The 21535-nt window shown below is 56.1% G+C and carries 23 protein-coding genes; 4 read left to right on the top strand and 19 right to left on the bottom strand.

Annotated features, from left to right (window positions below; all coding sequences use genetic code 11):
• Positions 1-45: 45 nt before the first annotated feature.
• The 10 genes from ACSEXW_RS22260 to ACSEXW_RS22215 form a co-directional block, all read right to left on the bottom strand.
• Entirely contained in the window at positions 46-294 is a 249-nt protein-coding gene (locus tag ACSEXW_RS22260; protein WP_438448379.1) for a TM1266 family iron-only hydrogenase system putative regulator, read from the bottom strand.
• Between the two features lie 206 nt (positions 295-500).
• Positions 501-2246 carry an NADH-dependent [FeFe] hydrogenase, group A6 gene (locus ACSEXW_RS22255; protein WP_438448395.1) on the bottom strand — a complete coding sequence of 582 codons (1746 nt, stop codon included), beginning with the start codon at positions 2244-2246 and terminating at the stop codon, positions 501-503.
• An 18-nt stretch (positions 2247-2264) separates the two neighbouring features.
• The gene (gene nuoF, locus ACSEXW_RS22250) at positions 2265-4139 is read right to left on the bottom strand and encodes an NADH-quinone oxidoreductase subunit NuoF (RefSeq protein ID WP_438448378.1); all 1875 of its coding nucleotides are present in this window, start codon (positions 4137-4139) and stop codon (positions 2265-2267) included.
• 13 nt (positions 4140-4152) lie between these two features.
• Complete coding sequence (gene nuoE / locus ACSEXW_RS22245) at positions 4153-4647, bottom strand: NADH-quinone oxidoreductase subunit NuoE (RefSeq protein ID WP_438448377.1); 495 nt, start codon at positions 4645-4647, stop codon at positions 4153-4155.
• A gap of 198 nt (positions 4648-4845) precedes the next feature.
• Positions 4846-7131, bottom strand: coding sequence for a thiamine pyrophosphate-dependent enzyme (locus ACSEXW_RS22240; protein ID WP_438448376.1), 2286 nt, complete (start codon positions 7129-7131; stop codon positions 4846-4848).
• Positions 7131-8144, bottom strand: coding sequence for a 2-oxoacid:acceptor oxidoreductase family protein (locus ACSEXW_RS22235; protein ID WP_438448375.1), 1014 nt, complete (start codon positions 8142-8144; stop codon positions 7131-7133). The genes ACSEXW_RS22240 and ACSEXW_RS22235 overlap by 1 nt, the downstream gene beginning before the upstream one ends.
• 496 nt (positions 8145-8640) lie before the next feature.
• Positions 8641-9420, bottom strand: coding sequence for an MBL fold metallo-hydrolase (locus tag ACSEXW_RS22230; RefSeq protein ID WP_438448374.1), 780 nt, complete (start codon positions 9418-9420; stop codon positions 8641-8643).
• Positions 9421-9460: 40 nt separating this feature from the next.
• Positions 9461-10486 (bottom strand): serine hydrolase domain-containing protein, encoded by a 1026-nt coding sequence (locus ACSEXW_RS22225; RefSeq protein ID WP_438448373.1) that lies wholly within the window; start codon positions 10484-10486, stop codon positions 9461-9463.
• Positions 10479-10748, bottom strand: a complete 270-nt coding sequence (locus ACSEXW_RS22220; protein WP_438448372.1) for a hypothetical protein — start codon at positions 10746-10748, stop codon at positions 10479-10481. The genes ACSEXW_RS22225 and ACSEXW_RS22220 overlap by 8 nt, the downstream gene beginning before the upstream one ends.
• Positions 10741-11100: a carboxymuconolactone decarboxylase family protein gene (locus ACSEXW_RS22215; RefSeq protein WP_438448371.1), complete on the bottom strand. Its 360-nt coding sequence runs from the start codon at positions 11098-11100 to the stop codon at positions 10741-10743. The genes ACSEXW_RS22220 and ACSEXW_RS22215 overlap by 8 nt, the downstream gene beginning before the upstream one ends.
• Before the next feature lie 164 nt (positions 11101-11264).
• Between ACSEXW_RS22215 and ACSEXW_RS22210 the strand changes: the two genes are divergently transcribed.
• Entirely contained in the window at positions 11265-12065 is an 801-nt protein-coding gene (locus ACSEXW_RS22210) for a Cof-type HAD-IIB family hydrolase (RefSeq protein WP_438448370.1), read from the top strand.
• Here the strand turns inward: ACSEXW_RS22210 and ACSEXW_RS22205 are convergent.
• Positions 12062-12502 carry a hypothetical protein gene (locus ACSEXW_RS22205; RefSeq protein ID WP_438448369.1) on the bottom strand — a complete coding sequence of 147 codons (441 nt, stop codon included), beginning with the start codon at positions 12500-12502 and terminating at the stop codon, positions 12062-12064. The two genes, ACSEXW_RS22210 and ACSEXW_RS22205, sit on opposite strands and share 4 nt — an antisense overlap.
• Positions 12503-12634: 132 nt before the next feature.
• Between ACSEXW_RS22205 and ACSEXW_RS22200 the strand changes: the two genes are divergently transcribed.
• On the top strand, positions 12635-13834 hold the full coding sequence (locus ACSEXW_RS22200) for a M20 family metallopeptidase (RefSeq protein WP_438448368.1): 1200 nt from the start codon (positions 12635-12637) through the stop codon (positions 13832-13834).
• Here ACSEXW_RS22200 and ACSEXW_RS22195 read toward each other — a convergent pair.
• Positions 13782-14561: a YheC/YheD family protein gene (locus ACSEXW_RS22195; RefSeq protein WP_438448367.1), complete on the bottom strand. Its 780-nt coding sequence runs from the start codon at positions 14559-14561 to the stop codon at positions 13782-13784. The genes ACSEXW_RS22200 and ACSEXW_RS22195 overlap by 53 nt on opposite strands.
• A gap of 160 nt (positions 14562-14721) precedes the next feature.
• Between ACSEXW_RS22195 and ACSEXW_RS22190 the strand changes: the two genes are divergently transcribed.
• Positions 14722-14859, top strand: a complete 138-nt coding sequence (locus ACSEXW_RS22190; RefSeq protein ID WP_438448366.1) for a hypothetical protein — start codon at positions 14722-14724, stop codon at positions 14857-14859.
• Between the two features lie 70 nt (positions 14860-14929).
• Here ACSEXW_RS22190 and ACSEXW_RS22185 read toward each other — a convergent pair whose 3' ends face one another.
• Both ACSEXW_RS22185 and ACSEXW_RS22180 read right to left on the bottom strand, forming a co-directional pair.
• A complete protein-coding gene (locus ACSEXW_RS22185; protein ID WP_438448394.1) occupies positions 14930-15847 on the bottom strand; it encodes a dihydroorotate dehydrogenase in 918 nt (305 codons plus the stop codon).
• 20 nt (positions 15848-15867) lie between these two features.
• A complete protein-coding gene (locus ACSEXW_RS22180) occupies positions 15868-16644 on the bottom strand; it encodes a dihydroorotate dehydrogenase electron transfer subunit (RefSeq protein ID WP_438448365.1) in 777 nt (258 codons plus the stop codon).
• A gap of 242 nt (positions 16645-16886) precedes the next feature.
• Here ACSEXW_RS22180 and ACSEXW_RS22175 point away from each other — a divergent pair, with 242 nt between their 5' ends.
• Complete coding sequence (locus tag ACSEXW_RS22175; RefSeq protein WP_438448364.1) at positions 16887-17888, top strand: alpha/beta hydrolase; 1002 nt, start codon at positions 16887-16889, stop codon at positions 17886-17888.
• Positions 17889-17959: 71 nt separating this feature from the next.
• On the opposite strand, the gene ACSEXW_RS22170 is transcribed toward ACSEXW_RS22175, so the two are convergent.
• From ACSEXW_RS22170 to ACSEXW_RS22150, 5 genes are all read right to left on the bottom strand, one after another.
• Positions 17960-18805 carry a DegV family protein gene (locus ACSEXW_RS22170; protein ID WP_438448363.1) on the bottom strand — a complete coding sequence of 282 codons (846 nt, stop codon included), beginning with the start codon at positions 18803-18805 and terminating at the stop codon, positions 17960-17962.
• A gap of 110 nt (positions 18806-18915) precedes the next feature.
• A complete protein-coding gene (locus ACSEXW_RS22165) occupies positions 18916-19521 on the bottom strand; it encodes an HD domain-containing protein (protein ID WP_438448362.1) in 606 nt (201 codons plus the stop codon).
• Positions 19522-19559: 38 nt separating this feature from the next.
• Entirely contained in the window at positions 19560-20066 is a 507-nt protein-coding gene (locus ACSEXW_RS22160; RefSeq protein ID WP_438448361.1) for a metallophosphoesterase family protein, read from the bottom strand.
• A 49-nt stretch (positions 20067-20115) separates the two neighbouring features.
• Positions 20116-20865, bottom strand: coding sequence for an anti-sigma factor domain-containing protein (locus tag ACSEXW_RS22155; protein ID WP_438448360.1), 750 nt, complete (start codon positions 20863-20865; stop codon positions 20116-20118).
• Entirely contained in the window at positions 20837-21436 is a 600-nt protein-coding gene (locus ACSEXW_RS22150; protein WP_438448359.1) for an RNA polymerase sigma factor, read from the bottom strand. The genes ACSEXW_RS22155 and ACSEXW_RS22150 overlap by 29 nt, the downstream gene beginning before the upstream one ends.
• Positions 21437-21535 lie beyond the last annotated feature (99 nt).

Raw genomic sequence — 21535 nt, 5'->3', positions numbered from 1 at the left:
GAATCGTTCATTCCCGCACCGTATCTTCGAAGCACGGAACACCATCTAGAGTTTGTTCATAACCGACTTGACGTTGATGCCTTCGATCTTGCCAAGCTTGCCGGTTAATGAACTGATCTCATCGGATGTTGCATCCACTACCAGGGTGATGACGGCGGAGATACCCCGATCCTTATAAGGGAGACCCAATCTTCCCACGATAATATCCATACAATCGTGGAGAATGGCATTGACCTTGGAGACTCCTTCAAATTCCCGAACGACGATATTCACCACACCGATTCTCTTGTCCATACAAGCTCCTTCCGAGCCCGCACCACAAGTCATCCCGGGCCTCGTCAAAATAGAAAAACCTTACCGTTACGGATACGCTCGGAAGGTTTCTAGCTTTGACGATCCCTTCCCCTCATGCTCAGATGATCCTTGCAATTAGGCTGAATCTTATTTTGTAATCCGCCGTCTCCGGACGAACCGGAGACGGCCGATTGTATAACTAACGTTTAGTCGTGGTACTTGTTCCGCTTCACATAGTGAGTATGCAGCAGCTCGTGAGCCAGGTGTCCGTTCGGCTTGCCGAGGAACTCGGCGTACAGCGCTTGGATGTACGGATTCTTATGGGACTTGCGGACCTGCAGGGACTCATCTTCCGCATAGATCGCCTTGGCGCGCTCAGCCTTCACATTGGTGGAGGTCCGGGTCTTCGCATCGACGATCGGCTGTCCGCCGCCGGTGACACAACCGCCCGGGCAAGCCATAACTTCGATGAAGTCATATTGCTTCTCTCCGCTCTGGATCAGCTCCATCACTTTGCGGGCGTTGCCCAAGCCATGGATAACGGCAGTCTTAATCTTCTGGCCGTTCGGAAGCTCCAGCTCGTTTTCCTTGATGCCTTCCAGGCCGCGGACTGCGGAGTACTCGATGGTATCCAGGTCCTTGCCGGAGAGAACTTCATAAACGGTACGCAGTGCGGCTTCCGCCACGCCGCCGGTAGCCCCGAAAATCACGCCTGCGCCGGATCCTTCGCCGATCGGGTTGTCAAAGTTGTCGCCGGGCAGGTTCTTAAAGTCGATTCCCGCTTCTTTGATCATCTGTGCCAGCTCGCGGGTGGTCAGGACGTAATCCACGTCCTGCATGCCTTCGTTGGAGAGCTCTTCCCGCTCGCCTTCGTATTTCTTGGCGGTACAAGGCATGATGGAGACGGTCACGATGGATTTCGGATCGATTCCGGCCTTCTTGGCGTAGAAGTGCTTGATCATGGCCCCTTCCATCTCGTGCGGAGATTTGCAGGTGGACAGATTATCGGTCAGATCCGGGAAGTTGTGCTCGACGAACTTGACCCAGCCCGGACAGCAGGAGGTCATCAGCGGAAGCTTCTCGCCGGAGGTCAGGCGGGAGATCAGCTCGGTTCCCTCTTCCATGATGGTCAAGTCAGCGGCAAAGTTGGTGTCGAACACTTTATCGAAGCCCAGTTTGCGCAGTGCAGTAACCATCTTGCCGGTTACACGAGTACCCATCGGGTAGCCGAATTCTTCACCCAAAGCGACACGAACGGCCGGTGCGGTCTGAACCACGACGTATTTGTTCGGATCAGCGATGGCATGCCATACGTCCATCGTGTTGTCACGTTCGGTCAGTGCGCCGACCGGACAAGCGGTAATACATTGTCCGCAGTTCACGCAGTTGGTTTCGCCGATCGGACGGTCGTAAGCGGTCGTAACCTTGGTCTCGAAGCCGCGGTTGGCAAAGCCGATGGCATGCACGGTCTGCACGGTGCTGCAAGCGCCGATACAACGGCCGCAAAGAATGCACTTCTCCGCATCGCGAACGATGGAAGCGGAGGAATGGTCAATGCCGGTCTTGGAATGTGCGCCCTCGAACCGGATATTGCGGATGTTCAAGTCCTTGGAGACGGACTGGAGCTCGCAGGTTTCGCTGCGCATACAAGTGGTGCACTCGCGGTTATGGTCGGAGAGCAGGAGCTCAACTACGGTCCGGCGGGCGTCGCGTACTTTCTTGGTGTTGGTCTGAATCTTCATATTCGGTTCAGCCTTCAAGGTACAGGAAGCGATCAATCTCGGACCCACTTCCACGACGCACACCCGACAGCTGGAAGATTCATGAATGCCTTTCAAATGGCACAGGGTAGGAATTTCGATGCCGACTTCGCGGGCGGCTTCCAGCACGGTAGTGCCTTGTTCCACTTCCATCTCGATTCCGTCTATTGTAAGTTTAACCTTATCCACCATAGTCACCTCTTCCCTTCCTTATCCTCTGAGAATCGCCTTGAACTTACAGGAATCGAAGCAGAGACCGCACTTGATACATACGGAAGCATCCAGTAAGTACGGCTCCTTCACTTTGCCGGAGATCGCGTTGACCGGGCACTTGCGTGCGCAGAGACTGCAGCCTTTGCAAAGCTCAGGATCGATGGAGTAAGTCAAGAGGTCTTTACATACGCCGGAAGGACATTTGTGATCGACCACGTGAGCCATGTATTCATGACGGAAGAACTTGAGCGTCGAGAGAACCGGGTTCGGAGCTGTTTGGCCCAAGCCGCACAGGGATGCATTCTTGATGTTGACGGACAGATCAGCCAGAATCTCCAGATCGTCCTCGGTACCCTTGCCTTCTACGATCCGCTCCAGAATCTCCAGCATCCGCTTGGTCCCCACGCGGCATGGCGTACATTTGCCGCAGGACTCATCGCGGGTGAAGTCCAGATAAAACCGGGCGACGTCAACCATACAGTTGTCTTCGTCCATGACGATCATACCACCGGAGCCCATCATCGATCCCAAGCTGGTCAGCGTGTCATAGTCGATGGTGCAGTCCAGATGCTCTTCGGTGAGACAGCCGCCGGAAGGACCGCCGGTTTGAACCGCTTTGAACTTCTTGCCGTTCGGGATGCCTCCGCCGATCTCGAAGATAACCTCGCGGAGCGTGATGCCCATCGGTACTTCAACAAGGCCGGTGTTAACGATTTTGCCACCCAATGCGAATACCTTGGTGCCCTTGGACTTCTCGGTGCCGATGCTGGAGTACCATTCCGCGCCATTCAGGATGATCGGCGGGATGTTGGCGAAGGTCTCAACGTTATTGATAACGGTCGGCTTCCGCCACAGGCCTTCGACGGCCGGGAACGGAGGCTTCGGATTCGGCATGCCGCGCTTGCCTTCGATGGAGTTCATCAGAGCGGTTTCTTCGCCGCAGACGAATGCGCCTGCACCCAAGCGGACTTCTACGTCGAAATCAAAGCCGGTTCCGAAAATATCCTTACCCAGAAGACCGTTCTTACGGGCTTCGTGGATGGCAACGAACAGACGCTGTACGGCAATTGGATACTCGGCGCGTACATAGATGAAGCCTTGGTTCGCGCCGATGGCGTAGCCGCCGATGGCCATTGCTTCGAGAACGGAGTGCGGGTCGCCTTCCAGAATGGAGCGGTCCATGAATGCGCCCGGGTCGCCCTCGTCCGCATTACAGATCATGTACTTCTGCTCATTCACTTGCTTGGCCGCGAATTCCCACTTCATGCCGGTGGTGAAGCCGCCGCCCCCGCGGCCACGAAGACCGGATTGCTTCATGGTGTCGATGACCTGCTGAGGCGTCATGGATGTCAGGACTTGATGAAGCGCTTTATATCCGTCGCGGGCAATATATTCCTCGATCTTCTCGGGATCGATCACACCGCAATTGCGGAGTGCGATACGCATTTGCTTCTTGAAGAAGCCGACTTCATTCAGAGGCTTGATGGAGCCGTCCTTCTCGAGAGCTTCCTTGTAAACCAGGCGTTTGACCACGTTGCCCTTCAACAGATGCTCTTCCACCAGCTCCGCAACGTCCTTAATCTCGACGCGGGCGTAGAAGGCACCGTCCGGATATACGATCACGACCGGGCCCAGCTCGCAAAGGCCGAAGCAGCCGGTACGTACGATTTCAATTTCGTTCTCGATGCCGTGGTTCTTCAGCTCTTGTTCGATCGCCCGCAGGATGGGCATAGAGTCGGAAGAAGTACAACCGGTACCGCCGCAGATCATGACGCTCTTGCGGGTAACGGAGGAGCCGCCGTTTTCTTGACGCTGGCCGACACGGGCGATCGTATTGTTTCTAATGCTTTCGAGTTCTTGAATAGACTTCATACGATTCCCCTCCTTATTGGTATTCCTTCAGAATTTTCGGCACATCGACGGCCGACACTTTGCCGTATACTTTGTCGCCGATGGTCAATACCGGAGCCAATCCGCAAGCGCCAAGACAGCGGGTCGCTTCAAGCGTAAACTTGCCGTCTTCCGTAGTCTTGTTGACTTCCACCTTCAGTTCCTTCGCGAAGGTGTCGACGATCGCTTGGGCGCCCTTGATGTAGCAAGCGGTACCCATACAGATACGGATGATGTGTTCGCCCTTCGGCTCCAGCGAGAAGAAGTGATAGAACGAAGCCACGCCGTAAATCTCGGACAGCGGAACATTCAGCCCTTCGGATACGAGCAGCAGCACGTCCTCCGGCAGGAAGCCGTACAGATCCTGAACCTCGTGGAGCACCGGAATCAAAGCGCCTTTCATAGGTGCGAAGGTTTCAATAGCGTGTTTGACCTTCTCTAACCGTTCGTCGGCAACTGCATTACCGCCGCAACAGCATTTTTCTCCCATAAGTTGATCCTCCTAAGCGTTTTGCCGTAGGCAAAACAAATATTCAGTAAGCAAGCTGGCAATCTATTGCAGTGAATTTCTTCACAACCTCGCGTATTAAACACTCGCGGGGCGTCATGTGACGAATTGGAGAACGACCCGCGAGTGTGAGGACAATCACAAATTCAGTGGTGCAAAGTCTGTAAGATAGTCAAAAGATTACAGCAGCGGATTTTCGTGCTTCGCCTTCAGACGTTGCCATCTGCGCTCGACTTCTTGCTCGAATTCCACCAGCAGCTCATCTTCCTTCAGCAAGTGCTTGGACTTGCCCATGGACTTCAGCCACTCGGTTACCGGAATACGGGAACCCTTCGCTTCCGGATCGTAGGTGATGTTCGTTACACCGTTCTCGATCTCATACAGCGGGAAGAAGCAGGAATCCACGGCGGTCTTCACGATCTTCTGGCCCAGACGGTCTTCTGTCTTCCAGTTCAGCGGACAGGTGATCAGAATCTTGCCATATACGCAGCCTACGTTCTGAGCATACCATTGGGCCTTAGCGGCCTTCTGGATCAGATCCAGCGGATACGCTTCGGAGCCGGTGAATACATAAGGAATGTTACAGGAAGCCATGATCTGCGGAGTATCTTTATGATGGTACCCTTTACCCTTCTGAGCCTTGCCCACACCGGAGGTGGAGGTCATGTGGCCCAGCGGAGTGGAATAGGACAGCTGGGAACCGGTGTTCATGTAACCCTCGTTGTCATACTCGAGCATAATCATTTTATGGTTCCGAAGAGCTGCGCCGATTGCTGCACCCATACCGATGTCCATACCGCCGTCGCCGGTAACCATGACGAAGGTCAGATCGTCGGATACGTTCACTTCACCGCGGCGCTTCATTTCGAGGAAAGCTTCGACCATACCGGCTACCGTCGCACCGCCGTTCTGGAACAGGTTGTGAACGAAGGATTGCTTATGGGAGGTATACGGATAGGAAGCGGAAATAACATATGCGCATCCGGTCTGGAACAATGCGACGATATCTCCCTCGATCCCCTTGAAGAACAGTTCAAGTGCCGGCAGTACGCCACAGCCCGGACATGCGCCGTGACCCGGTGCGAACCGCTTCGGCTTCTTGGTCAGGCTGCGAAGCGGAGGTACCTTCGCCTTCACTTTGCCGGTCTCTTCGTCCACGGTAACGGTGATCAAGCCGGTCTTGTAAGACTCGCCGTGCAGAGGCTCGATAACACGCTGCTCTGCGGCATGACCGTGGATACCCGGGGTATGGCCGTAGTAGTCGAACGGCTTCTCGGCGTAGCCTTTTTGGGCTGCGTCCACTGCGAGACGGAGGAATTCTTCCGCATCTTCGCTGTAGAAGTCCTTACCGCCGACACCGAAGATACGGCTCAGGATAACGGTCTTGTTGTCTTGGTCAACCTGCAGGGCGGAACGAACTTCATGAGTCAGGTTGCCGCCATGAGCGCCGTACGAATCGGCACGCTCGCCTACAAGAAGAGCTTTTACATTCTTCAATGCCTTGCGCAGGGCTTCGGCCGGGAACGGACGGATGACGTTCGGACGGATCAGACCGGCTTTGATGCCTTGGGCGCGCAGCTTGTCAACGGAATCCTTAGCTGCTTCGCCAGCGGAGTTCACGAGGAACAGCGCTACTTCAGCGTCTTCCATACGATACAGATCCAAGGTCGGATATTCGCGGCCGGACAGGGCGGCATATTCGGCTTGGAGCTTCTCGTACACTTCACCTGCATGGTACAGGGCTTCGGATTGCTGGTAGTTGTTGTTGATCAGGTCGTCCCCGTTCATGTGGGAGCCGACGGTGATCGGATTGCGCGGATCGCTGATGTTCGGGAAGTTGGTCGGACGCTCGCCGACGAACGACTGCACCACGTTGCGATCCTTGAAGTACTGAACCTTGCGCTTCTGGTGAGAGGTGAAGAAGCCGTCGTATGCGACGATAACCGGAAGGCGCACTTCGGAATGTTCGGCCAGCTTAAGAGCCATAATGTTCATATCATATACGGCCTGCGGTGTGGATGCGGTCAAGATCACCCAACCGGTGTTCAGGGCGTAGTACAAGTCGGAGTGGTCGCCGCGGATATCAAGCGGACCGCTGACGGCACGGCATACCAGGTTCAATACCATCGGGAAGCGGGTGCCGGATTGGGTCGGCAGCTGCTCCAGCATGTACAGCAAGCCTTGGGAGCTAGTGGCGTTCAGCACGCGTGCGCCTGCAACGGCTGCACCGTAGCAGATCCCTGCCGCGCCATGCTCGCCGTCTGCCGCTACCAGCTGGATGTTATGCTCGCCGCGGGTTTTCATTTGGTCCAGATATTGGGCCACTTCGGTGGAAGGGGTAATCGGGAAGTATCCCATCAGATGGTAGTCGATCTGAGCGGCTGCAGTAGCGGCCATCTCGTTGCCGGATTCGAAGGTTGTGACTTGCTCGGCGGAGTTAACCAGGTTCTTCTCAAGAATCGCCATTATTGAGCCCCTCCCAATACGAAATTAAATCTGGACGGAACACGGTGCGCCTCGGCATAGCCGACTTCTTCGCGAAGATCGGTCAGTGCGCCGGTCGGGCATGCGTCCACGCATTTCAGACAGCCCTTGCAATATTGGTAATCGATGCCCTTCAGAGTCATCTGCATGACACCGCGCTTGTTCGGTTCTTCTTCCCATACGAAGCACATGTCGCCGCAAACCACGTCGCACTGCGCACAGCTGATACACTTATCAGCATGGAATTCCGGGATGAAGCCTTGGCGGGAACCGCTCATGTCCTTCAGTACGGTGTTGGCTTGAGCATAGATTACGCCGCCCAGAGGCTGGCTCTCATATCCGAATACGGTAGTCGCGCGTTTGAATGCCTTGCCTTCAGCGCCTTGCGGTACCTCGTAAGTCTTGAACTTCACTTCCGCATAGCCGCGGTCGAACGTGCGGATGTTCGGCTCAACCAGATGCGGATATTTCTTGCCGAAGGTCTTGCGGATGGTGTTGCGCATATCTTCAGGATCAAGGAAGTCGCAAATGCGGTACAGAGCGCCCAACATCGAAGTATTGACCTTGGTTTTCTCTTCGACGGCGATGCCCATGGCGTCCACGACGGCAAGAGTACCGTACTCCAGCTTCAGATCGCGGCGGATATCGTCGAAATCGCGGGTGGAGTTGACGAGGACGATGCCGTCTGCCGGCAGGCCGCTGACAACATTGATCGTCTTGTACAGTTCTTCATGGAAAATGCCCACGACGTGCGGAACTTCTATCGGGCTATGGTCGCGGATTTCGACATCCGACTCGCAGAAGCGCACGAACGTCTTGATTGGAGAACCCTTTTTCTCGGAGCCGTAGGACGAGAAGTTGGCACCGTTCAGGCCCAGGCCGAGAACGCCGGATTCGGCAAGCATTTTGCCTGCGAGGTTGGCGCCGAGACCGCCGATGGATTCGAGACGGATCTCAAAAAAGCCCAATTCATTCTTCTTAGGTAAGGTAGACATCTGGTTCCCTCCTATTTATTAATAACAGCGGGCTAGCCTTCATTGAGGACGGATATGGTTGGGGGGCCGCCTACTGGTATTCGTATCTCCTGCCGCAACAATCAGAGTGATTCTCCTAGATGTTCGGGTTCGCACAAGGGGTCTGCCACATCTGGGAATCCCCTCCTGTTACACCAGTTGCGAAGGTCTGTATCAGAGGTTACTTACTCCCTCGTACAACCTTCACAAGCGCTTACATTCGGTTCATATCGACAGGAATCCTACACAAATCTTCCATAACATGCGTTTACAATCTCTATTATAAGAGCATGTAGTGAATCTTTTCACATAAGTTATGACAATCTGTTGAACTGCCCCAAAATCCTGTTACAATCGTGAAAAAACTATGGATTTAGAGAACCGTTCTCAGTTATAATTGAACACTCTATGAATCCAGAGAACCATTCTCAGTGGAACCGCTTGCATAAAGTGGTATAACCCGGCCAGCGGCCAGGTTTTATTCCAGTACATATACGTCTCCCCTCCGGGCAAGCCGGACATGCTCCGGAAGCGGGTAAGGCTCCCTCAGGTCTACACCGTGCGACATGTGGGTGAACCGGACCGCATCCGGCCGAACCTCACTTATCAGCTCCAGCGCTTCCTCCATATCATAGACCGAGCGCGTGTGGAAGTCTGCTTCCTCCTTGTAGAAGCTGGTGCCCAGAATCAGCAGCCGCAGGTTCGTAAGATAGGCCTTCTCCCGCTCCGACATATTAATGGAGTCCGGGCAATAGACCCATGCGGTTTCTTTCCGCTCCAGCCGGTACCCGTAGGAGAAGCCATTCTTCCCGTGGCATACGCGAAATGGAAGCACCCTCCACCCTTCCCACTCCGTTCCACCGTCTGTCGGGGTAAGCCTTAGCTGGCTCTCCACCCAAGGAAACTGCTTGCGGATGGTCTCCAGCACTTCCTCCGGCGCCAGCACACGAACCTTGACGGAGGTCCATCTGCAGCAATCCGCCAATTCCGGCAAGCCTCCAATGTGGTCATAATGGGCATGAGTGATCAGCACGTCCCCGATGGAACGCCGTCCCTCCGCCTCCATCTGCCCCCGCCAATCCGGCCCGCAGTCCACCCATAGCTCCGAGCTCCCGCTCCCGATCAGGATGGAGGAACGGAGCCTTCTATTAATACCGGTTGAGCGGGCTTCCTCACATATGCCGCACCCGCAATAGACGCGGGGCACTCCCATGGAATCTCCGGTACCCAGTACCCGGATCTGAATCTTTTGGTTCATGGCGTATTCTTATCCTCCGGCTCAGTAGTCCCTTCCTCCATTAGGATTCCATACCGAGCGCCGGATTCCTCTTCATCCCGGGAATAATCACCTGCTCCATGAGGGTTCGGGGATCCCGCCAGCGGTTGACGGACGGATCCGATACGGCCACCGCCACCGAATCCAATTCGGGAAGCAGCATTATGAAATTCCCTCCATGTCCCCAAGCATAGACTGCCCGCACTCCCGCCACAGGCTTGATCCACCATTGATACCCATATTGACCGAAGCCAGGCAGACCCTCCGAACGAGGATTATGGGATTCCCGTATCCAAGGTTCTGGCAGGACCGACTCCTTCCCCCATCTCCCGCCGTTCAGGATGAGCTGTCCGAACCGGAGCAGATCCCTGCTCTTCATCTTGAGAAAAACATGTCCCGCCGTGTTCCCCTGCGGATCCTCCGCCCATTCATACCCCTCGATGCCGATGGGATCGAATAATCGCTCCTTCAGGTATATAGAGGTCGGCTTCCCGGTTACGCGGGTCATCAGGCAGGATAGCAGATGGGAATCCGGACTCCGGTACAAGAAACGTCCTCTCATCTCCGGATCCACCGGAAGCCTAAGAATGAAACGGAGCCAGTCCTTGCTCTTGTGCCATCTCCCGAGATATGCCTCACCCAACTTATTGCCCGTCTTCCAATAAAGGCCGCTCGTCATGGACAAGAGCTCGAATAGGGTCAGATCCGAAACGCTGGAGCCGGACGCGGCTGCATCCTCGGCCAGGTACTCCCCGACCCGGCAGGCCGTCCCCTCCAGGAGTCCATCATTTATTGCCATGCCTACGGCCGCGCCGGTAAAGCTCTTCGTCACCGACCGGACATCCATCAGGGTATTCCCGTCCGCCCCGTTATAATACCGCTCCATAACGAGACAGCCCTGAGCAGCCAGAAGGAAGCCCAGCAGCTTGGGAAGCTTCGAAGCCGCATAACGGTCGGTCCGCTCCTCCAGGTCACCGATCCAGCCCAGCTCCGAAGGATGCGTCCGTTCCCAATCCAGACCTCTGTCGGAGTCAGAAACGCTAATCATGCTCCTCCGGCTTCCGGCCCGCAGCCTTCAGATAAGCGTCATACCGGTCATCCACTTCTTCGGCCATATTCCGGTATACGGCGGTTTCTTCCAAGATAGGATCCCGTTCGGTCCGAATACGAACGACATAGGGCGGCGACACCCGCCGTGCCGCTTCCTCCTCCGGATCCTTGGCCTCCATGTGCCCGAACTCAAGCTGCTCCGCCACCGCCTGCTCCAGGCTCTCCCCTGGAGTCGATCCTCCAACTGTATCTTTATCCATGCTGTCCCCCTCCTTGTACGCTGTCCAGGGCCGACTGAACCCGGGTGACTCCCTGAGACATGACGTATCCGCCTCCCAAAGCTCCCGCTACTCCGACGGTTTCCAGGATTTCGAGTGCGGTGGCTCCTTTGTGCAAGGCCTCGTTCACATGATAGAGCGTGCAGACTTCATTATTGGCGAACAGACTGATGCCCAGAGCAATCAGCTGCTTCTGCTTCTCATCGATCGCTCCACTCTTCATGCATTCTCCCGTAAAAGCATGATAGGCTTCCGTAATCCCCGGAAGCGCCTCGTTCATACGTCCTACCCCTAACTTGTAGGCACTGACTTTTTCCTCCATTACGGTGTTCATCTTGCAACCCTTCCTCCCTGTATTCGGTTCCCGCACCAGCTAGGGTTCCCCTACCCGCATCCCCGTATCCTGCACGTCCGGGCATGACGGGATACCCGCATTAGGGTATAATAGACAGGATCATACAGGAAAACGGGAGCTGGAACCCGCAACAGGAGGAAATCATGTATAAACTTGTAGCCTTGGATCTGGACGATACGCTGTTGAACGACGAGCTGGATATTACGGAAGGGACGCGCAACGCGATGACCGCCGCCATGGAGCGAGGCGTGGTAATTACCATCGCCACAGGCCGGATGTATGCCTCCGCCAAACAGGTCGCTGACCGTCTCGGTCTCGAGGTCCCGCTCATCACCTATCAGGGGGCGCTCGTTAAGCATGCAAAAGACGGCACCGTTCTCTATGAGAAGAACGTGCCGCCTGAGGTAGTCCGGTATGTATTCGAGTATGCCGCCGAACACGGCCTGCATCTGCAATCCTATCATAACGACCGGCTGCTGGCCAAGGAAGAAAACGAGCGACTCATCGCCTACAGCAAACTATCCAACATTCCCTATGACATCGAGCCGGACTTCGGCAAGCTTGCCGCCAAATCCACTCCAAAGCTGCTCATGATTGACGAGCCGGAGAAGCTGGACCGCCTCCTGGAGGAGTTGAAGAAAGCGTTCGGCGGCCAGGCCCATATTACCAAGTCCAAGCCCAACTTCCTGGAGATCATGCACCCGGAAGGAACCAAGGGCCATGCGCTCCGCCATCTGGCCGAGCATTACGGAATCCGGCAAGAGGAAACCATCGGAATCGGCGACAGCTGGAACGACAAGGAATTGGTGGTCGAAGCCGGACTCGGCGTAGCCATGGCCAATGCCGTCGAAGCGCTGAAGGAAGTGGCGGACTATATCACAACAAGCAATAACGAAGAAGGTGTCCGCCGGGTTATTGAGAAATTCATCTTGGATCCTCGTTAAGCCTTGCGCGGTATAGTCGCCGAGTTATAGTACCGGAGCCATTCTGCAAAATGGTACATCTTCAGGATATAATCCGCCGCGCAGACGGGCTCATAAAATTGGTCCGCTCTGGCTTGGATGGAGCATTCCATGTCCCAGGCCAGCTGATACAGCTTCTTCATGAACTCCTCGTCCGTCTTGGGCTTGTACAGATCTGTGCCATGCGAGATCTCCGCTTCGTCCAGAATCACACCCTTATAATACGGATGAATGTTAACGAAGGCTCCCCGGTCCTTATAGCAGAGGCCTGTATACTCGAACGGTAGCCAGAACAGATGGGTCTCCCGGTCCGGCAGCATTACCGTATAAGCCAAATTCACGTTCAGGGCAACCGGATAAGGATGATTCTGAATCCGGCCGCTTCGTATATGCTCCCACACCTGCTCTAAAAAACTCATAAGCACCATCCGATCAGTCATTCATGTTGGTCCATCGGTTCTTCTCTCTTTAGAATACGGTCTACCTTTGTCGGAATCAAGGGGAGGACCGGATATTTTGTTGAAACTCACAACACTCTTAGGAGGAATACGATGAAAGAACGCATCTTCCATACGATCGATGCCCACCGGTCACGATTCATCGAGACATCCCGGTATATCGGAGAGCATCCGGAGCTGGGCCATGAGGAATTCGAGGCTTATGCCCGATTAACCGCCTTGCTGGAAGAATTCGGCTTTACCGTGGAACGGGCGGTCCTGGACATTCCGACGGCCTTCATCGCCCGGTACATATCGTCCAAGCCGGGTCCGGTCATCGCCTTCATGGCCGAATTCGATGCCCTTCCCGAGATCGGTCATGCCTGCGGGCACCACCTGATCTGTTCCATGGCCATCGCCGCAGCAGTTGGTTTGAAGGCGGTGGCGGACGAGACGGGGGGTGAGATCCGCGTCTATGGTACCCCAGCGGAGGAAACCAAGGGCGCCAAAGTGCCCATGTCTGCCGAGGGTCTCTTCGACGACGTGGATGCGGCCCTGATGGCCCATCCGTACCATGCCTACGAGCATTCCGGCCAATCCTTGGCCATGGATGCCTTACAGTTTGAATTCTTCGGCAAGACCGCCCATGCGGCAGCCAACCCTTACGAAGGAATCAATGCCTTGGATGCCGTCCTGCAGCTCTTCAATTCGATCAATGCCCTTCGTCAGCAGCAGGAGAGCCATGTCCGTATCCACGGCATCATCACAGAAGGCGGAAGAGCCGCCAACGTCATCCCCGATTACGCGGTCGCCCAATTCTATGTCCGTTCCGCCAACCGTCCCCATACGGACCGGGTCGTACGCCAGGTGCTCCACTGCGCCGAAGGGGCCGCCCTGCAAACCGGCTGTAAGCTCAAGGTATGCAATTACGAGTATTCCTATGACGAATTGGCGACCAATGAGACGCTGTCCGGGATCTATACCCGTAACCTGACCGAGATGGGCATATCTGCGGATCAGATCGAGACGGGGAAGGATCACGGCTCACTGGATCTGGGGAATGTGTCCCGGCGCTGCCCCGCTATTCACCCTTATGTGAAAGTGATCGATGCCAAGCACTTGCTGCATACGGTAGAGTTCAGAGATATGGCTATGACCGGCCGAGCCTTCGAGGGAATGCTCTTCGGGGCCAAGGTACTCGCAGCCACCGCCTACGATGTGCTTACCGTTCCCGGCTTGAAGGATCGGATCCGGGAAGAATTCAACCGGACCGTGGGGCAGGCTTCTTCAGCGGCAGGCGAATGCGCCGGATGATGCCGTCGATACGCTTGTAGAGCGTCTCGTCGGCATGTTCCGAGAACAAGTGGTATTGGGGCCTCGTGTTGGCCTCGATCAGCCACAACTGCAAGTCCGCGTCGATCCCGATATCCAGGCCCAGCTCGGCCACCAGCGGGAACTTCTTATTCAGAGCCTCCGCGATTCGCAGCGAGAGGCTCTTCAGTCGTTCCTCCAGACCGGCCAGCTCCTCCTCCGACAATCCTTTGGCCCCTTCAAGCGCTTCGCGAAACCGGATGGCGGCACCCCCGCGGCAATGGTTGGTGACGATCTGCTCCTTCACGCCCCACTTCCCCATGGTGCCCATAAACTGCCACTCGCGGTCGGGCTTGAGCAGCAGCGTCCGGAAATCGATGGATCGCTCTTCCAAGGAAAGGAGATCGATACCCTGTTGGATGATGTAGGATTTGCCCTCTGCCAGCTTACGGACAAGCGGGTAGACAGCCGGTAGCGGAACGCGGAAGCGCTTCGTAGAGGTCTTCACAGTGACGTAATGGCCGGAACGCTCCAGCTTCATGATCCCTTTGCCTCCGCCCCCATACGAAGGCTTCACATATACGGCTGGGAACCTTCTAAGAAAGTCATGCAAGCTTCCTTCCTCCAACATTACGGTCTCCGGCAGATGGGCAGCCAGCTCCGGGTCGGTGACCAACGCCAGGTGCTTCTTCCACTTGCTCCAGGGATACTTCTGTCCTAACAGTCCCATAACGATTCCCTCCTACCCTCTAGTGATATTCCTTTCTTAGATACGATCGGCTATTGTCATTTTATGCTAGACCGGAGCGGAGCGTATGGGTGAATGTCCCTGTGCCGAGCTTCATGACCGGACTCCCATCCGGGAAAGCTACGGTTGGAGGTGAACGAACATGTCTGGACGCAATAACCACCCCGATAACGACGGACCTGCCGCCAGTCCCTCCCGGCTGGATCAATTCGGCGAGAAACAGGTGCAGATCGACAAAAAGGAACTGAAGCAATCCATCAGCTCCAAAACGTGCAAATAACTTGTCAAAAGAAAAGATCGCTCCCGTAGAGGAAGCGATCTTTTTGTTATAGGCTGAATCGCCGCTGCACTTACTTCCAGCTCCATCCGGTCAGCTCGGTAATGTGATCCACTTTCATCCGGTCCAACCATTCAGGCAGCTCCTTGATGATGGCGGGGCACACGTAAGGATCCGCAAAATTCGCGGTTCCGACCATCACGGCGCTGGCACCGGCCAAATAGAACTCGATGACGTCCTCTGCGCACATTATGCCGCCCATGCCGATGATGGGAATGCGAACCGCCTGACTGACCTGATAGATCATCCGGATCGCCACCGGCTTCACGGCAGGACCCGACAGCCCGCCGGTCTTATTGGCCAGCACGGGCTTCCTGGTTTTCCAGTCGATCCTCATGCCGAGCAGCGTATTGATCATGGTAATGCCGTCTGCGCCGGCTGCCTCCACGGCCCGGGCCATGGCGACGATATCCGTTACATTCGGCGAGAGCTTCACATACACCGGCACGGAAGACGCTTCCTTCACCCGCCGGGTCAGCTCCGCTGCAACTTCCGGATCGGTGCCGAAGGCGATTCCGCCGCATTTGACATTAGGACAGGAGATGTTCAGCTCCAACGCCTTCACATTGGGGGCCGAGGAGATCCTCTGCGCCACCTGCACGTATTCCTCCACCGTGGAGCCCGCTACGTTGGCGATGATCGGTACATCATAGCTTGCTAGCCAAGGCAGCTCCTTGTCCAGGATCCGCTCTACTCCCGGATTCTGCAGGCCGATGGCATTCAGCATGCCGGAAGGCGTCTCCGCCACCCGTGGAGTCGGATTGCCGTAACGTGCTTCTCCTGTTGCCGCCTTGATGGCGATGGCACCCAACAGCGATAAATCGTAATAGTCCGCGAATTCCTTGCCGAAGCCGAAGCAGCCGGAAGCAGGGATCACCGGATTCTTCAGGCTTAAGCCGGGCAGCTCCACGGACAGGCGGGGATTGGACAATTGATCCGTCTCATAGCGGTTCACAGAACCACCTCCCCAATCGGGAATACAGGTCCATCCGTACAAACCTTGCGGTAATCTTGGCCGGACGGGTCGTCCTGAACCTTGCATACGCAGGCATAACAGGCGCCGATCCCGCAGCCCATTCGTTCTTCTAGGGAAAGGAAGCCTTTGCGCCCCTTATACTTCTCATCCAGCGCCTTCAGCATGGGGGTAGGTCCACAAGCATACAAGACGTCGAAGGACAATCCGCGGCGTTCGATCACATCCGTGACGAAGCCCTGTTCTCCCTCCGAGCCGTCGACGGTAGCCACATAGGTCTCTCCCAGTTCCCGGAACCGGTCCGCATAGAATACGTCCGCCCCGCTGGCAAATCCCAATACGTGGATGGTCCGGACTCCGCGCTCCTTCAGCTGGCGTGAGAGATAATAGAGCGGCGGTACTCCGATGCCGCCTCCGACCAGCAGAGCCGTTCCTCCTTGCGGAGCCTCTGCTACCGGAAATCCATGGCCCAGCGGTCCCAGAACATCGATAAGCTCTCCTTCAGTCCTGCGGGACAGCCAGGAAGTCCCCTTGCCCTCCGCGCGGTAGATCATCGTAAACCGTTCCCGGTCCATATCCACATCGCATATGCTGATCGGACGCCTTAGGAGAGGCTCGCTGCCTTCACCCGTCTTAATGTGGACGAACCGTCCGGGCTCCTTCATTTCAGCGGCCAGACTGCCTTCCAGCACCAGCTCAAAGATATGACGAGCCAGACTTCGCTGGCTGACCACGCGCATCAGTTCCATTCCCATGCTTGTCCCCGCTTTCGTGTGCAGAATGTGCCCGCAGGCATATCCTTTTAATAATAGGTCTTCACCATGCGGACAGCCTATGACATGTCTCACAAGTCCCAATAAAACATTTCTTTAGTCTTACAAGATTACAGTCAGATTACAGCCGGTTTACATTTTCCGACGATCGTTGACGCCAATATTCCTATGCCCCATACTAAAAGTAAGGAACCAAACAGAAGGGACATAAGGAGGGAAAACCGATGGGAATGATCCTGACGCCTGAAGCTGCCCGCGAAATTGTAAGCGTTAACAGACTGGCGAAAAAGCCGCATACCCGTATTCATCTGCTATTGGCGATCCTGCTCTCTCTCCTCTTCACCGCTGCCATGGCCGTCGTCGGCTTCCATGCCTATGTCGCCTGGCTGTTGGGACGTCCCGTCATCGCACCACTCTCCTCCAATCCCATGGAAGCGATCGGCGTGCCCTACGAGGACGTACGGTTCCACAGCAGCAACAACCGGACCACCTTGGACGGCTGGTACCTGCCGTACGCCGGATCTGCCAAGACCATCGTTTTCTCCCACGGATACGGCGCCAACCGGGAGGAAAGCTGGGTGCCGATGTACGATCTGGCCAAGGCAGCCCATATGCAGAAGTATAATGTGCTGATGTTCGACTATGGCTTCGTCCATCCCGAGCAGGTGGTGACCGGCGGCGTGCAGGAGACCTACGAGCTATTGGGCGCCATCGACCTCGCCAAGCAGAAGGGAGCCTCCCAGGTCTTCGTATGGGGCTTCTCCATGGGAGCCGGCACGGCGCTCAATGCAGCCCTGCAGGGGGCAGACATCGCCGGTATGATCCTCGACAGCACCTTCGTGCTGTCCCCGGATACCCTCTACCATAACATTCGGGAGCACGCCGATCTTCCGCGCTTCCCTTCCCTGAACCTCATCCGTTTCTTCTTCCCGCTTATGAATGGCGTCAGCTTGAAGCAGGTCCCCTATGAGAAGATGACGGAGACTTCCTTCAACTTCCCGATCTTCCTGATTCACGGAAAGAAGGACGACAAAGCCCCCTTTCAGCTGGCGCAGGAGATCTTCGCCAACCAGCAGAACGAGCCGTTAAGCAAGCTGTGGCTGCTGCCCAACGGCCATCATGAGCTCATCTACAGCGTCTACAAGAAGGATTATCTGGGGAAGACCTTATCCTTCCTGGATACCGTCTCCGCTCTCGAGAAGCCCGCCATTGCCGCAGCTCCCTGATGACAATTAAAAGCGCATGAACCGGCCTCTTGGGCCTGGCTCATGCGCTTTACTTATGAGTTCGATTTGTCTTACGTGTGGGAAACCAGGATACCGCCTTCTCCAGCATACGTCCCGATTACCGGCCCCATCTCGGACAGAATGACCTCCTTGAAGGGATAGCGCTTCAGGATGGCCTCCATCACTTCCTTGGCCCGTTCCTCACAATTGCTGTGGGCGATAGCCAGGATCCGTTTCTCGAAGTCGTGGCCGGCTTCCCCGATCTTGTCGATCATCTTCCGAAGCGCGTTCTGCGTGCCGCGGACCTTCTCCACAACCTCAAGAGTGCCTTCTTCGCTGGCCTTCATCAAGAGCTTAATATTCAGGACAGATGCGATGGCTCCGCGGACCCGGTCCAGCCGGCCGCCTTTCACCACATTCTCCAGCGAATCCAGCACGAAATAGTTCCGGACCTCCGTTATGTTCCGCTTCAGCGTATGGAGCAGATCCTGCATCGAATGCCCTTCGCGGGCCATCTTCGCCGCCTTGTATACGAGCAGTCCGAGACCCAGGGAAGCATTCTTGCTGTCGATGACGTGAATGTTCCGACTCCCCGCCCCCTCCTCTTCGATCATCTCCTTGCCCATGACCGCGTGATGGTAGGTGCTGCTCAGTGCGGAGGAGACGGCGATGCAGAGAATATCCTCATGTTCCTCGGCCCGGTTGAAATGGTCGAAGAAATCATGCGGGGAAGGGCTGCTGGTTTTGGGCAGGTCCTTCTCTTCTTTCATCTTCCTATAGAAATGCCGTAGATCCATAGCCGAAGTGTATCGGTCGTTTTCGAAGTGGACGGACAAGGGCACCAAGATGATACCAAGCTGCTCCAAGATGTGCTTCGGCAAGTCCGCGCTGCCGTCTGAGAAAATTTTAATGGCCATGTGCCCGCTCATGTCTCCCTATCTGGAATTCTTCTTCAACACCTATTATATCGGATATAGGTTGTCTTGAGAAGGAAGCTCTGTTGGAATTGTTGAATGATGTCGACAATTTAGTTCAATAGAACGGCCACCTTCTCTTTTCCGTTGCTCAGCACAAAATCCACACCCCAGCATACGGCCGCCCAGCGCAGCTTCTTGTTCAGCTTCTTGGCCGAAGCAGCCAGCTCCATTCCCTCCAGCTCGATGACGACCAACCGTTCCTCGGGTATATGCCGGACGTCCTTGAGCTTCGTCTTCTGTTCATGGCTGCGGTCGAGCACATCTGCAATGCGGAGGATCGCCGTTATCGAATCAGCTGCCTTCCGATCCCCTTCTCCCGCCCCCTCCCACTCCAGCCGACGCTTCTTCCGGTGGTTCAAGGCTGCGTAAGCAACGGTACTTCGAAGCTCCGGCTCCCAGCCCTGGAGCAGCTCATCCGTCAGGATCAGATAGCAGCTGTGCCGGTGGTGATGCTTCTCACCCACGTAATGGCCGATATCATGCAGATAAGCGGCCAGCTTCAAGCCCACGCGGTGCGATTCCTCCAGTCCGTGAAGGGACTTCAGCTTCAGGAACAAGCCATCCGCCAGCCCTGCGACATGCCGGACATGGGGACCGTCCGTTCTGTATTTGTCCATCATCAACTCCGCTGTACGGATCTCCTCCAACCCACTCAACCCGCCTTTTCTCTTCAACATGGACCCGAGTTTTCGGATCAGCTCTTATCCTCGTAGAAAACATGCCGGGCGTGAAGCCTCCCGTCCGGACCGGTCTCCAGCACCCCGTAAGAATATAGGGGCTGCCTTCTCTTGTCCGTCGGCGATCCGGGATTGAACAGCAGCACGCCGTCTCTCTCCTCCTGATAAGGGACATGCGAATGACCGAACAGGATGGCGTCCACCGCTTCGCCTGCGAAGGCTTGATAGGCCCGCTGCTCCGTCGTCCTCCCCGGCCCCGTGTCCCCGTGAATCAAGCCGATCATATGGCTCCCGGCACGGATCAGCTTCTGCAGGCCGAAGCGCCGCACGATCTCTTCGCCGTCGTTATTCCCGGCCACGCCGTCCACCGGCGCCCATTCCTCCAAGAGGTCCGCCACCTCCGGGGCGAGCCAGTCGCCGGCATGCAGAATGAGATCTGCCCCATCTAAGCCCTGCAGCAGCGCCTTCGGCAGGTAGATCCGATTCTTCGTCATATGTGTGTCCGACAGGACCACAATCTTCATGTGCGTCCACCGCCTCTGGCAATATGTTCCCCTATTACCGCTCTTTCAATCATGTGCCCAGCACCTTCCGGCCCCGCGGCTGCGTCCCCTGCCCATCGGGCTCCAAGGTCACCCCGACCGCTTCGAACGGCGGATCATCCTTCTGCACGCGGTAGATCAGCACCCCTTCGCCCTGATCGTTCACGATCAAGGTGCCTCCGTTGTGCCGGACGCCTTGATGGATGAGCCATACTTGGTAGGCCTCCGTCCCTTGGGTAGGCGATAGACCGTGCAGCGAGACCACAACCTCCTCCACATCATCCTTGCGGGTATGCCAGACCGTCCCGCCGCAGTTGGGCTTGGCGGTGTCCGTAGAACGCAGGGATAAGGTCCGGAGCACCTGCGCAGGCTCCGGCTTCACGACCGACAGCCCGTTGGTTCCCCCGGGGGCGGGACCGAACGGCAGCACAGGGGAGGTCAAGAAGAGCGCCAACACGATGCAAACTGCTGCGGTGGCGAGGAATGCCGATCTCCAGCCCCTTCCAGCCGTCTCGCGGGCCGGTTTCGGCCTAAGCGGCCGCATAGGAGGCGACTCTACAAAAATTCGGCCCATCACCTGATCCTTCAGATCGGCGGGGACTTCCACCTCATCCAGATCCAGAGGCATGATGCTCCATACCTCCTTCATCTCAACAAGCTCCTGCCGGCAGGAGGGACAGCACTCCAGATGCCGTTCGAACATCCGCTTCTCTTCCATAGAGCCCTCGTCCGACAGATAGTCCAGTAAAAGCTCACATGGATTCATCGGTTGGTTTGGCATGGGTCATCCCTCCTTTCGGTTCTTGCAGGTACTTGCGGAGCAGCTTCAGGGATTGATGCAGCCGGCTCTTGACGGTGCCAAGGGGCTCACCCGAGGACTGAGCTGCTTCACTCAGCGTATAGCCCTGCCAATACACCTGCTCAATCAGGCGAATCTGGCTGTCGGACAGCCTGGAATAAGCCTCGCGCAGTTCCTCCCGCACAAGGGTTCTCGACAGCACCTGCTCGGGCTCTTGGTCGGGCGATGCCGCCAGCTCCTCCCATGCTCCGATGTCCGCCGTCTCCGGGACGGCATGCCGGCGCTCCCTCCGGATGCAGTCCACCGTCAGATTGCGGACAATGGTCAGAAGCCAGCTGACAAACTGTCCTTTGGCGGGATCATAACCGCTCTTGGTGGTCCACAGACGGGTGAAGACCAGTTGGACGATATCCCTGGACATCTGTTCGTTCCGGGTCGCTTTTAGGGCAAAGGAATAGACCAATTTCACATACCGGTCATACAGCTCCTCCAGAGCCGGCCGGTGCTTCTCCATTACCTGCTTCATCAATTCTGCATCGGTCATGGCCTTCATTCGCTTCCCCTCTCTTTCCTTCATTTTCCTACAGGGGAAGCGGTTAACGCAACCGATTTGACACATTTTCGCCAAATATGGCACCTGAAATGCGGAATA

The organism is Oryzibacillus soli (assembly GCF_051594765.1).
Taxonomy (GTDB): Bacteria; Bacillota; Bacilli; order Paenibacillales; family NBRC-103111; genus Paenibacillus_AR.
The sequence above is the reverse complement of the archived record's forward strand: the minus strand, read 5'-3'. Positions and strand labels throughout refer to the sequence as shown.